The following is a 13,211-nucleotide window of genomic DNA, read 5'->3' on the forward strand; positions in this document are numbered from 1 at the left end:
CTCAGTCCTCCGAGTGCGGGGTGAGGGTCATCGACTCGTTCCACTCGGGAACGCTCGGATAGACGTAGTGGTACCCGATGCTCGTCACCGGCGAGCCGACGGGGGTGAGGGTGATCTCCCCCTGATCGACGCAGGCCGCGTCGTCGACCGTCTCGACGAACGTGATGGTGGTCTCGGTGCGCGCCGTCTGCGCCCACGTGAAGCCGCACAACCCGGGGTACTCGCCGACGGCGGGTGCCGTGGTGCCGTCGTCGGTGATCGTCACGACGATGCCGTACGACTGGGGGATCTGGCCGGCCCACACGCCGGCCACGGTGACGGCCGGCGTCGGCGTCGGGGTCGGGGTCGCGGTGGCGGAGGCGGCTGCGGGCGAGCAGTCGTCCGCGGCCTGCGCGGGGGCGGGAGCGCCGAGCGTGCCCACGGCCACGAGCGCGCCGATCGCGAGCAGGCCCAGCACACCGTGACGGACGCGGCCGGAACGCCAGACGACGGCGACACCGATGGCGACGAGCAGGACGGCGCCGAGCGCGATGAGCGAGGTGTCGGTGGAGCCGGTGGCGGCGAGGCACTCGGGCATGTGCGTTTTCCCCCTGTTGAGTTCGATCAGGCTCACACGAGGGGCACGGAAGTCCCCTCTGCGAATCACTGTTCGTCGTCGGCCTCGACGAGGGGGAGCACCTGCGGAGTGAGCGTGCGCTCGTAGAAGTCGAGGATGCGCTCCTTGAGCCCGTCGTCGATCATCGCGATCGAGTGCAGGCGGCCCTCGACCTGCACGAACGTCGTGTCGACCCCGACCCCGCGCAAGGTTCGCACGAGGATGCGCGCCTGCTCGAGCGGGATCATCTCGTCGGTCGAGTGGGCGACGAGGAACGGCGGGTCGGTGTCGTCGACCCACGTGTTGGGCGACGCCGCGAGGGCGAGCGGGCACTCCATCGTGGCGACGCATCCGAGGTAGGCGGCCTGCACGGGCAGGAAGTCGTCGGTCGCGGCGACGCCCGTGAGGTCGACGGGGGCCGAGAGCTCGACGACGGCCGCGACGCGCGACCCCGTGTCGAGCGGCCCCGTGCCGCGCGTGCCGAGCAGCGACACGAGGTTGCCGCCGGCGGAGCCACCGAGCGCGCCGATGCGGTCGGGGTCGATGCCGAACCGCTCCGTCTGCTCGGGCTCGCGCAGCCACTCGACGGCGGCGACGAGGTCGTCGATCGCCGCGGGGTAGGGGTTCGCGGGCGCGAGGCGGTAGTCGACGGCGAAGGTCGGGTAGCCGGATGCGCCGAGCCACTGGCACACGGCACGCCACGCGATGTCGTTCTTCGAGCCGCGGGCCCAGCTGCCGCCGTGGACCACGACGACGGCCGCCCGAGGTGGCTCGTCGAGCGGGTCGAAGTCGGGCGGCATGCACGCGTCGAGGAACAGCGGCTGCCCGTCGACGGCGCGATAGGGGATGTCGACCGTCGTCGGCACGGTCGGGTCGGTGGCGAGGTGGGGGTTGCTCGAGACGACGACCCCCTCGACCTCGACGTCCGCCTCGTCGCCGGTGGGGGCGCATCCGCCCGCCGCGAGCCCGAGCGCGCCCAGCACGAGGGCCGCGAGGGCGGCACGTGTCGGGTTCGCGGCGCGCATGATCGCACTACGGTAACCCCGCTTCGCAGCGATTCTCGGCGGATCCTCGGGTGGCACCGCTATGCTCGTGCGGTCGGCTCTCGACGAATCGCGGCTTGTCGCCGCGTCTTATGCACTGTGTAGGTCGAGCGGGCCGGATCGTCCACGCATCCGTGGACGAGGAATTCCTTGAGGAAAACGGCCCCGGCCCACCTGCGTCCGGGTTCTCGTCGCGTGCGTCTGCGCGCGGCGCACACTCATGAGCACCGGAGAGACATCCATGGCGTACAACGCCCGCGCGCCCCAGGGCGCCAAGAAGAACAACGCCCACAAGGGCGGCAAGAAGGTCGGCGGTCCGTCGGCGAAGCACCGCGGCTACCAGCCGGAGACGGATGCCGCCCGCGGCGGCAAGAAGCCCCGCTGGTCGAGCGAGCAGCGGGCCGCGTACGGCCACCCCGTCGAGCGTCCCCGCGGCAAGCGCACCGAGCGCGCCGAGGACGGTCGCCCTAACTGGGAGCCGCGCGGCAAGGATGCGCGTGCGTCCGTCGAGCGCGCCCCCGCGGCCCGCAAGCGCGACGGCTACGGCCGCGACCGCGACCGCTTCGTCCGAGAGGACGACGCGCCGCGCACGGGCGGCTACCGGGGTCGGGACGGCGCGCCGTCCTCCCGCAGCAACCACGCCGGCGATCGCCCGCACCGCCTCGCGGGCGACCGGCCGCTGCGTCGCTTCGGCGACGACCGCCCCCGCCGCTTCGAGGACGAGCGCCCGCAGCGCCGCTTCGACGACGAGCGCCCGCGTCGCAACGACGGCGAGCGCCCCCAGCGTCGCTTCGACGACGACCGTCCCCGTCGCGACGAGCGCCGACGCTACGAGTCGGACCGCCCGCGCTTCGAGCGCGACGACCGTCCGCGTCGCGACGACCGTCCCCGCTTCGAGCGCGACGAGCGTCCCCGCCGCGAGTTCGGCGACCGCCCGCGTCGCGACCGCGACGACCGCCGCTTCGACGAGCGTCCGCGCCGCGAGTTCACCGACCGCACCGACCGTCGCGACGACCGCGCCCCGCGCCACCACGTCGACGACGTTGTGCTCGAGCGCCTCGAGGCGCAGGCCGTCGAGGCGACCGAGGTCGAGAACGCGTCGTTCGCCGACCTCGGCCTCGGCCAGAACATCGTCCGCGCGCTCGCCGAGCTCGGCGCCGAGAGCCCGTTCCCGATCCAGGCGGCGACGATCCCGGATGCGCTCGCGGGTCGCGACGTGCTCGGCCGCGGCCGCACGGGCTCGGGCAAGACGATCGCCTTCGGCGCCCCGCTCGTGGAGCGCCTCCTGCAGATGCAGGCGGGCGACCAGAAGCGCCGCGAGTTCGGTCGCGCTCCGCGCGCGCTCATCCTCGCGCCGACGCGTGAGCTCGCCCTGCAGATCGACCGCACCGTGCAGCCGATCGCGCGCAGCGTGGGCCTCTTCACGACCCAGATCTACGGCGGCGTGCCCTACGCACGTCAGCTGGGCGCCCTCGAGCGCGGAGTCGACATCGTGATCGGCACGCCCGGTCGCGTGCAGGACCTCGCCGACTCGGGCCGTCTCGACCTGTCGAACGTGCAGATCACGGTGCTTGACGAGGCCGACCACATGTGCGAGCTGGGCTTCGCCGAGCCGGTCACCGCGATCCTGAATCACACCCCCGACGGCGGCCAGCGCCTGCTGTTCTCCGCGACCCTCGACAAGGGCGTCGCCGAGATCGTCGATGCGTACCTCACCGACCCCGCGGTCTACGAGGTCGCGGGCGAGGACCAGGCGAGCTCGACGATCGAGCACCGCGTGCTGCTGCTCGACCAGCGCGACAAGCAGGAGGTGCTCATCGAGCTCGCTGCGGGTCCCGGCAAGAAGCTCGTGTTCGCGCGCACCCGCGCGTTCGCGGAGCAGCTCGCCGACCTGCTCGACGATGCGGGCATCCGCGCCGAGTCGATCCACGGCGACCTCACGCAGTCGCGCCGACAGCGCGCGCTCGACAAGTTCGCGAACGGTCGCGTGCAGGCGCTCGTGGCGACGGATGTGGCCGCGCGCGGCATCCACGTCGACGACGTGTCGCTCGTGATCCAGGCGGATGCGCCCGACGAGTACAAGGCGTACCTGCACCGCGCGGGCCGCACGGGCCGCGCCGGCAAGGAGGGCACCGTCGTGACCCTCGTGCCGCGCAACCGTCGCCGCCGCACGGAGGACCTGCTCTCGCGCGCCGAGATCGTGGCCGAGTGGACGCCCGTCGTCCCGGGCGACGACATCATCCGCGAGCTCGCCGGCCGCTGATCCTGTTGTGCAGGGCTTCTGCTGTTGTGCAGGAGTCCCGCGCGGTTCTGCAGGAGATCGAAGCGCGTGGCCTGAGTTTCCAGGCCACGCGCTTTCGCGTTGGCGGGAACTCCTGCACAACAGCGAACTCCTGCACAACAGCGAACTCCTGCACAACAGCATCCGCGCGCAACCCCCGTGCGCAGATGAGCGGCGCATGAACAGCGGATGACGCGCTCGCGCGGGCTCTTGCGCGATGTCGGCGCCGCGCGATAGGGATGGAGCGGCCCCCAAACGGGGGGTAACCCGACCAACGCTGTCCCCTTCGAACAACGGAGCACCGCGCGTCATGTCAATTCAAGAACCCTCCGAGGCGTCGCGCACAGGAGCGCGCCGCCGCCTCGCAGCCGTCGCCACGGCGGCCGCAGCAGCCCTCGGGCTGACCTCCCTGAGCGCGACCCCCGCGCTCGCCGCCGACGTCACCCACACGATCGCCGAGGTGCAGGGAACGGGTGCCAGCACCCCGCTCGCCGGCCAGACGGTCACGGTCGAGGGCGTCGTCACGGGCTACTACGCCGCCCCCTCGAACTACCGCGGTCTCTATCTGCAGACCGCCGGATCGGGCGGCGACACGGACGCCACGCCCGGCGCATCCGACGGCCTCTTCGTCTACTTCAACCAGGCCTACCCGCCCGTCGCCGTCGGCGACCTCGTGCGCGTCACGGGCACGGCGGGCGAGAACGGCGGCCAGACGCAGATCACGGCGACCGTCGCATCCGCGTTCGAGCTGCTCGAGGCGGGAGCCGGCCTGCCCGAGGCCACGCCGCTGCCCGACACCGTCGTCGGGCCCGACCGCGAGGCGTTCGAGGGCATGCTCGTGCAGCCGACCGGCGACTACCGCCTCGCGTCGAGCCACGAGCTCTACAACTTCGGCTCGCTGTGGCTCTCGGCGGGCGGCGAGCTCGTCAAGTCCACGGAGACGACGGATGCGGGCCCCGCCGCCGACGCGATCGCGGCGGCCAACCTCGCGCGGCGCCTCATCGTCGACGACGGCTACTCGATCCGCGTCGACAACAGCCAGCACCTCGGCGACCAGCCGTACTTCACGGCCGACACGGTGGTCCGCAACGGCGACCGCTTCGTGGCGCCCGAGAAGGCCATGGTGCTCGGCTACGGCTTCGACGCGTGGCGTCTGCAGCCGCAGGTGCCGATCACCGACGCGAGCGACGCGTCGTACAAGCCGACGTTCGAGTCGCTCAACCCGCGTCCCGCATCCGCCCCCGAGGTCGGCGGCGACGTGCAGTTCGGCGCGTTCAACGTCTTCAACTACTTCACGACGTTCGGCGGCGACGCACGCGGCGCCGCGAACGCGGAGCAGTTCGCGAAGCAGAAGGCCAAGATCGTCTCGGCCATCAACGGCCTCGGCGCGGATGTCGTGGCGCTGCAGGAGATCGAGAACTCCGTCGAGCTGGGCGAGCCGGTCGACGAGGCCCTCGCCGACCTCGTCGCGGGTCTCAACGCCGCAGCGGGTGCCGGAACGTGGGACTACGTGCCCACGCCCGACGTGCTCGCGGTCCCGGGCGCGAACGACATCATCACGACGGCGATCATCTTCAAGCCGTCGGTCGTGACGCCCGTCGGCGACAGCTTCGCCGACACGGATGCCGTGTGGGACATCGCGCGCAAGCCGATCGCCCAGACCTTCGATGTCGGGGACGACCGTCTCGTGACGGTCGTCGTGAACCACTTCAAGTCGAAGTCGCCGCCGAGCGGCAACACGGCGCCCGAGCCGGCGGACGGCCAGGGCTTCTTCAACGCGGAGCGCGTCGTGCAGGCCGAGCGCCTCGCGGCCTTCGTCGGCGGCATCACGGCCGACCCGGAGAAGAGCTCCGACGTCATCCTGCTCGGCGACTTCAACGCGTACGGCCAGGAGGACCCGATCCAGGCGCTCACGGGCGCGGGCTTCGTGGACCTCGTGTCGACGAGGGCGGCGGGTCAGTACACCTACACCTTCAACGGCGAGCTCGGCTCGCTCGACCACGCGCTCGTCACCCCGTCGCTCGCGGCGTCGGTCACGGGCGTCGGCGTGTGGGGCATCAACTCCGCCGAGTGGAGCGACCGCGGCTACGCGTTCGGCGCCACCGACGGAACGAGCCCCTATCGCTCGAGCGACCACGACCCCGTGGTCGTGGGGGTCAGCAGCGTGCCGCCCCCGGTCACGATCGACCTGCTGAGCATCAACGACTTCCACGGTCGCCTCGAGGCCTCCTCGACGACCGCGGGTGCCGCAGTGCTCGGCGGCATGGTGCGCTCGTACGAGGCGCAGAACCCCAACACCCTCTTCGTGGGTGCGGGCGACCTCATCGGAGCCTCGACGTTCACGTCGTTCATCCAGCAGGACCAGCCCACGATCGACGCCCTCAACGCGATCGGCCTCGACGCGAGTTCGTTCGGCAACCACGAGTTCGACAAGGGACGCGCGGATGTCGACGAGCGCATCCTCGAGGAGGCCGACTGGCCCTACCTCGCGGCGAACCTCTACGACCGCGCGACGGGCGAGCCCGCCTACCAGGAGTACGAGCTGCGGGAGTTCGACGGCGTCACGATCGGCTTCATCGGGGCCGTCACGGAGGACCTCGAGGAGCTCGTGAGCCCTGCGGGCATCGCGAGCCTCCAGGTGCGCGAGGTCGTGCCGGAGGTCAACCGGGTCGCGGAGCAGCTCTCCGACGGCGACGAGGCGAACGGCGAGGCCGACGTGCTCGTGCTCCTCGTGCACGAGGGGGCGGCATCGACCGACATCTCGAGCGCGACCGACGACTCCAACTTCGGTCGCATCGTGAACGGCGCGGACCCGGAGATCGACATGATCATCTCGGGCCACACGCACCTCGCGTACGACTTCGACGTGCCGATCCCGGGCACCGACCGCACGCGTCCGGTCATCTCGTCCGGCCAGTACGGGGCGATGTACGGGCACTCGCGCATCGTCTACGACCCGGCGACCGACGAGCTCACGATCGACACAGAGAACCTGAACCTCATCGGCGCCTTCGCGCCCGACCCCGCCGTCGCGGAGATCGTGGCGGATGCCGTCGAGGTGGCGGCGGAGCTCGGCTCGGTGTCGCTCGGCACGATCTCGCAGGACATCCGCCGCGCCGTGCAGGACGACGGGGCTGAGAACCGCGGGGGCGAGTCGCTCATCGGCAACCTCATCGCGGATGCGCAGCTCGCCGCGACCGCCGACCTCGCGACGGATCTCGCGATCATGAACCCGGGCGGCATCCGCGCAGACCTCGTCTACGCGGGCACGGGCGAGGGCGACCCCGACGGCAACGTCACGTACGCGGAGGCGGCGCTCATCCAGCCGTTCGCCAACACGCTCGTGACGCTCAACCTGACGGGTGCGCAGCTCAAGCAGGTGCTCGAGGAGCAGTGGCAGCCGGCGGGTGCGGCGCGTCCGTACCTCAAGCTCGGCCTGTCGCAGGGTCTCGAGTACGTTTACGACCCGGCCGCCCCGGCGGGATCGCACATCACGTCGATCACGCTGAACGGCGAGCCGGTGACCGACGGCCAGGTGCTCAAGGTCGTGACCAACTCGTTCCTCGCCGCGGGCGGCGACAACTTCGCGACCCTCGCCGAGGGCACGGATGTCGCCGACTCCGGGCGCGTGGACCTCGACGCCTTCGTGGCCTACATCGGCGAGAACTCGCCGGTCACGCCCGACCTCGCGCAGCGCGCCGTCGGCGCGACGCTCTCGGCCCCGGCCGACGGGGTCGCGTACCAGGCGGGCGAGCAGGTGACGGCCGAGCTGTCGTCGCTGCTGTTCAGCACGGGCGGGCCCGAGTCGGGCGAGGCGACGATCAGCCTCGGCGGCGAGGTGCTCGGCTCGGGAGCCGTGACGCGCACGATTGTCAACACGACCGACGAGCAGGGTCAGGCGACCGTGACGTTCACCGTCCCGGAGGGCGTCGAGGGCACGCAGGTGCTCACGATCACCGGGCCGGGCGGCACCGAGGTGACGCTGCCGATCGAGGTGGCGGAGGCCGAGGAGCCGGCCGAGCCGGTCGGCACGCGCACGAGCGCATCCGCTCCGCTGCTCGTCTGGAACAGCCCGGTCGACTACAGGGTCACGGTGCGCACCGACGACGGCTCGCCCGCGGTCGGCACGGTCATCGTGCGCGACGGCCTCAAGGTCATCGCGACGGTCGACCTGGCCGAGTCCGCCGACGGCAAGGTGACCGTGAAGCTCGGCAAGCTCAAGCGCGGCATCCACCTGCTGACGGCGCAGTTCAGCGGCGACGGCTTCGAGCCCTCGCTCAGCTGGCCGTCAGTCGTCGTGGTGCTGTAATACCCCCGCTGGTTGAGTAGCCGCGAAGCGGCGTATCGAAACCAGGAGCGGCCCGCAGGTCCATCCCACTGGTGCCTGCGGGCCGCTGCGCGGCCGTGCACCGCGTGGGGTTTCTGGGGTCTACATAAAGGTGCGGGGGTCGCCGCCCCCCGACGGCGATCCCCCGCTCCGGATTTCCCCCCAGATATCCGGTTACCTTGCAAAGAAGGTAACGATTCAATCCGGCGAATGCGATGACCCCGAAGGGGGGACACCCGAGCGGGGGTGTTCACGCTCACATGTCCGCCAGATGCGAGTGGTCCACAGACCGCACTCCGCCCCCGGCCGACGTCCGCACCTCCGGGTACGGTAGGCGCATGCCCGCCCCCCTCGATGTGCTCCACCGTGTCTTCGGCTACTCCGAGTTCCGCGGCGAGCAGGCGGCCATCATCGACCAGGTCGTGGGCGGCGGCGACGCCGTCGTGCTCATGCCCACGGGCGGCGGCAAGTCGCTCTGCTACCAGGTGCCCGCGCTCGTGCGCGAGGGCACGGGCGTCGTCATCTCGCCCCTCATCGCGCTCATGCAAGACCAGGTCGACGCGCTCGAGGCGCTCGGCGTGCGGGCCGCGTTCCTCAACTCCACGCAAGACGCGGATGCGCGCCGCCTCGTCGAGCAGCAGCTCGTCGCGGGTGAGCTCGACCTGCTCTACCTCGCGCCCGAGCGGCTCGGTCTCGAGGGCACCCTCGGGCTGCTCGAGCGCGCGAAGGTCGCGCTCTTCGCGATCGACGAGGCGCACTGCGTGTCGCAGTGGGGCCACGACTTCCGACCCGATTACCTGCGCCTCTCCGTGCTCCACGAGCGCTGGCCCGACGTGCCCCGCATCGCCCTCACGGCGACCGCCACCGAGGCCACCCGCCGCGAGATCGTCGAGCGCCTCGACCTGCGCGGGGCGCGGCAGTTCGTCTCGAGCTTCGACCGCCCCAACATCCAGTACCGCATCGAGCCCAAGAACCAGCCGCTCGCGCAGCTGCTGCAGCTCATCCGCACCGAGCACCCGGGCGACGCGGGCATCGTCTACTGCCTCTCGCGCGCATCCGTCGAGAAGACGGCCGACGCCCTCGTGGCGGAGGGCATCGCTGCGCTGCCGTACCACGCGGGGCTCGATGCGGGCGTGCGCGCGCGCAACCAGGCGCGCTTCCTGCGGGAAGACGGCATCGTCATGGTCGCGACGATCGCGTTCGGCATGGGCATCGACAAGCCCGACGTGCGCTTCGTCGCCCACCTCGACCTGCCGAAGTCGGTCGAGGGCTACTACCAGGAGACCGGTCGCGCGGGCCGCGACGGTCTACCGTCGACCGCCTGGCTCGCCTACGGCCTGCAAGACGTCGTTCAGCAGCGCCGCATGATCCAGGAGTCGGAGGGAGACGCCGCGTTCAAGCGCCGCGCCTCCCAGCACCTGGATGCGATGCTCGCGCTGTGCGAGACGGTCGAGTGCCGCCGTGTGCAGCTGCTGGGGTACTTCGGCCAGGCGTCCGAGCCGTGCGGCAACTGCGACACGTGCCTCGCGCCGCCCGAGGCGTGGGACGGCACCGTGCCGGCGCAGAAGCTCCTGTCGACGATCGTGCGGCTGTACCGCGAGCGCAATCAGCGATTCGGCGCCGGTCACCTCATCGACATCCTGCTCGGCCGCGAGACCGAGCGCGTGCGGCAGCAGCGCCACGACGAGCTGCGCACCTTCGGCATCGGCGGCGAGCTGAGCGAGCAGGAGTGGCGGGGCGTCGTGCGGCAGCTGCTCGCGCAGGGGCTGCTCGCCGTGAACACCGACGGCTACGGCACGCTCGTCATCACCGAGGCGTCGGGCGAGGTGCTGAGCGGATCGCGTCAGGTCATGCTGCGCCGCGAGCCCGAGCGCGCGGTCAAGAAGGCGAAGCGCACGGCCGGCGCGGAGCTCCCGTCGCAGGCGCAACCGCTCTTCGAGCGTCTGCGCTCCTGGCGCGCCGAGGTCGCGCGCGAGCAGGGCGTGCCCGCCTACATCGTCTTCGGCGACGCGACCCTCCGCGGCATCGCCGTCACCGAGCCCGCGACGCTCGAGCAGCTCGCGACCGTCTCGGGCGTCGGTGAGAAGAAGCTCGAGGCCTACGGCGACGCCGTGCTCGCGATCGTCCGCGGCGAAGAGGCGGATGCGGCTCCCGCGGCCCCGGCACCCGCGGTCGCGTCCGTCGCCGCCCGCGCTCGCACGGCATCCGCGCCCGTCTCGGCGCGTGCAGACTCGGCGTACGACGACGACCTCCCGCCCCTCACCGACGACGACGCGCCCCCGCTCTACGAATGATGGGTCGGCGAGAGCTCCCAGCGTCCGCATAGGAACGGCCGAGCTCGGTCGAGCCCGCGCGGCGCAGCATGGGTTCCACCCGAACCCGTGGAGGAGCACGCATGATCCACATCCCGGAACCCGACCTCACCCCCGACGGACCCCGCTACCAGGGGCGGCCGCTGGCGCGATCCGACGAGGAGGTCGTCGACCAGGGTGCGACCTTCGACGTCGCGACGCTGCTCACGCGGCGACGGATGCTGAGCCTCGTGGGCATGGGAGCGGGCGCTGCGATCCTCGCCGCCTGCGCGCCCGCCCCGACCACGACGTCGTCGCCGACCGCATCCGGGTCCGCGGGTGCGGACGAGATCCCCGACGAGACAGCGGGCCCCTACCCGGGCGACGGCTCGAACGGCCCCGACGTGCTCGAGCGCTCGGGCATCGTGCGCTCCGACATCCGCTCGAGCATCGGCGGCGGTGCGACGGCCGACGGTGTGCCGCTCGCCTTCACCCTCACGGTGACCGACATGGCGAACGGCGACGCGCCCTTCGCGGGCGTCGCCGTCTACGCGTGGCACTGCGACGCCGAGGGGCGCTACTCGATGTACTCCGACGGCGTCGAGGACGAGACCTACCTGCGCGGGGTGCAGGTCGCGGATGCCGACGGCCGCGTGGCCTTCACGTCGATCTTCCCCGCCTGCTACACGGGCCGATGGCCGCACATCCACTTCGAGGTCTACCCCGACGTCGAGGCGATCACGGATGCCGGCAACGCGATCGCGATCTCGCAGCTCGCGCTCCCCGAGGCCGCATGCGCCGCGGTCTACGCCGACCCGCGCTACGACGGCTCCGCGCGCAACCTCTCACAGGTGACCCTCGCATCCGACAACGTGTTCGGCGACGATGGGGGCGCGCTGCAGCTGGCGACGGTGAGCGGGAGCGTGGAGCGCGGCTACGAGGCGTCGCTGCTCGTGCGCGTCGACACCCGCACACCGGTCGCCTCCGGCTCCGCGACCGGGTCGGGTGGCATGCCCGGTCGTCCGGGCGGAGGCCCGGGTGAGCCGCCGGGCGACGCCCCGCCGCGCTCCTGACTGCCGCGCCCCTGGCCATCGCGCCCCGGGCGACCGCCGAGACGACGAAGGGCGCAGGAATCGCTCCTGCGCCCTTCGTCGATCGGAAGGTCAGCTCTCGGCTGCCCCCGTGGCCGGCTTCGCGCCGCCGCGCTTCGGCGAGGGCGCGCTGCCGCCGCCGTTCGCGCCGAGCGTCGCGCCCGCGACGCCGCCGAGCAGCGCCGACAGGTCGAGACCCGTGAGGTTCTTGACGACCGCGGGCACCTCGCTCGCGACCTGGCCGACCGTCTTCGTGACGGCGGAGGCGCCATCCGTCGAGACGACGGTGAGGTTGCCGATCGAGGCGAGCGGCTCGGCGACGGCCCGCGTGATGTCGGGCAGGCGCGCGATGATCTCGGATGCGAGGGCCGCCTCGCCGTACTTCTTGAGCGCCTCGGCCTTGGCGTCGATCGCCTGGGCTTCGGCGAGACCCTCGGCGGCGATCGCCGCGGCGCGCGCCTCACCCTCTGCGCGGATACCGGCGGCGAGGGCGACCTGCTTGTCCCGCTCGGCGATACCGGCAAGGCGCACGGCCTCCGCCGCAGCCTCCGCGTCCTGCACGGCCGCGACCTTGTTCGCCTCGGCGATCTTGGTGCGCTTGAAGGCGTCGGCCTCGGTCGCGGCGTTGGCCGCGTCGCGCTCGGCGTTCGCCGCCTGCACCGTGGCGTAGGCCTCGGCCTCCGCGGGCTTGCGCACCGTGATGTCGAGGCGCTCCTGCTCCACACGCGCCTGCTCGGCGAGGGCCTCGCGCTGCTGGGCGGCGACGACCTTGTCCTGCTCGGCGGTCGCGAGCTGACCGGCGGCGTTCGCCTCGGCGTTCGCGCGGTCGGTCTCGGCCTTGATCGCGGCCTGCTTGAGGCTCAGCGCCTTCTGACGCTCGGCGATCTGCTCGGCCGCCTCGATGCGCGCGAACTCGGCGGCGCGCTGCGTCTCGGCCTCCTTGACCTCGGCGTTCTGACGGGCGAGGGCGGCCTCCGCACGACCGAGGTCGGCGAGGTAGCTCGTGCCGGGCGTCGAGATGTCGGAGATGTTGAGCAGGTCGACCTGGAGGCCCTGCTCGGCGAGGTCGGCCTTCGTGGCCTCGACCACGGCCTCCGACAGCGCGTTGCGGTTCGAGATGATCTCCTGGATCGGCATGTTGCCGATGATGGAGCGCAGCGAGCCCTCGAGCGACTGCTGGATGATCTGGGTCAGCGAGTTCTGCTGCGAGAGGAAGCGCTGGGCGGCGCGGCGCACGCCCTCGGCGGTGCCCGAGACCTTGAAGTTCACCGACGCCTGGATGGCGAGCTTGATGAAGTTCTTGTCGACGCCCTCGACGGCGATGCCGATCTGGCGCTGCTCGAGCGACACGAGGAAGCCCTGCTGCAGGATCGGCCAGATGAAGACGCGGCCGCCGATGACGACGCGCTGTCCGGCATCCGGCTCGGCGACCTTGCCGCCGGCGCCGCGGCCGACGACGACCATGGCCGAGTTCGGCGGCACGCGCTTGATGCGGCCGGCGATGAACGCGAAGATCGCGAGCACGACGACGACGATCGCGATGACGGCGAAGACGGTGACGTTCTCGCTGATGAAGTTCACGG

At 71.8% G+C, this 13,211-nt stretch carries 7 protein-coding genes; 4 read left to right on the forward strand and 3 right to left on the reverse strand.

The features are described 5' to 3' along the window. Nucleotide 1: 1 nt before the first annotated feature. Nucleotides 2–577 carry a hypothetical protein gene (locus tag H4J02_RS00790; protein ID WP_187675253.1) on the reverse strand — a complete coding sequence of 192 codons (576 nt, stop codon included), beginning with the start codon at nt 575–577 and terminating at the stop codon, nt 2–4. 65 nt (nt 578–642) lie between these two features. Next, entirely contained in the window at nt 643–1,620 is a 978-nt protein-coding gene (locus H4J02_RS00795; protein WP_187675254.1) for an alpha/beta hydrolase, read from the reverse strand. A 259-nt stretch (nt 1,621–1,879) separates the two neighbouring features. On the opposite strand from H4J02_RS00795, the gene H4J02_RS00800 reads away from it, so the two are divergent. The 4 genes from H4J02_RS00800 (at nt 1,880) to H4J02_RS00815 (ending at nt 11,610) form a co-directional block, all read left to right on the forward strand. Beyond that, nucleotides 1,880–3,901, forward strand: coding sequence for a DEAD/DEAH box helicase (locus tag H4J02_RS00800; RefSeq protein WP_187675255.1), 2,022 nt, complete (start codon nt 1,880–1,882; stop codon nt 3,899–3,901). A 328-nt stretch (nt 3,902–4,229) separates the two neighbouring features. Further along, a complete protein-coding gene (locus tag H4J02_RS00805; RefSeq protein ID WP_187675256.1) occupies nt 4,230–8,228 on the forward strand; it encodes an ExeM/NucH family extracellular endonuclease in 3,999 nt (1,332 codons plus the stop codon). 356 nt (nt 8,229–8,584) lie between these two features. After that, nucleotides 8,585–10,540, forward strand: coding sequence for a DNA helicase RecQ (gene recQ, locus H4J02_RS00810; RefSeq protein ID WP_187675257.1), 1,956 nt, complete (start codon nt 8,585–8,587; stop codon nt 10,538–10,540). A 101-nt stretch (nt 10,541–10,641) separates the two neighbouring features. After that, the gene (locus tag H4J02_RS00815) at nt 10,642–11,610 is read left to right on the forward strand and encodes an intradiol ring-cleavage dioxygenase (protein WP_187675258.1); all 969 of its coding nucleotides are present in this window, start codon (nt 10,642–10,644) and stop codon (nt 11,608–11,610) included. Nucleotides 11,611–11,700: 90 nt separating this feature from the next. On the opposite strand, the gene H4J02_RS00820 is transcribed toward H4J02_RS00815, so the two are convergent. Then, a complete protein-coding gene (locus H4J02_RS00820; RefSeq protein WP_187676365.1) occupies nt 11,701–13,200 on the reverse strand; it encodes a flotillin family protein in 1,500 nt (499 codons plus the stop codon). Nucleotides 13,201–13,211 lie beyond the last annotated feature (11 nt).

The organism is Protaetiibacter sp. SSC-01 (assembly GCF_014483895.1).
Classification (GTDB): Bacteria; Actinomycetota; Actinomycetes; order Actinomycetales; family Microbacteriaceae; genus Homoserinibacter.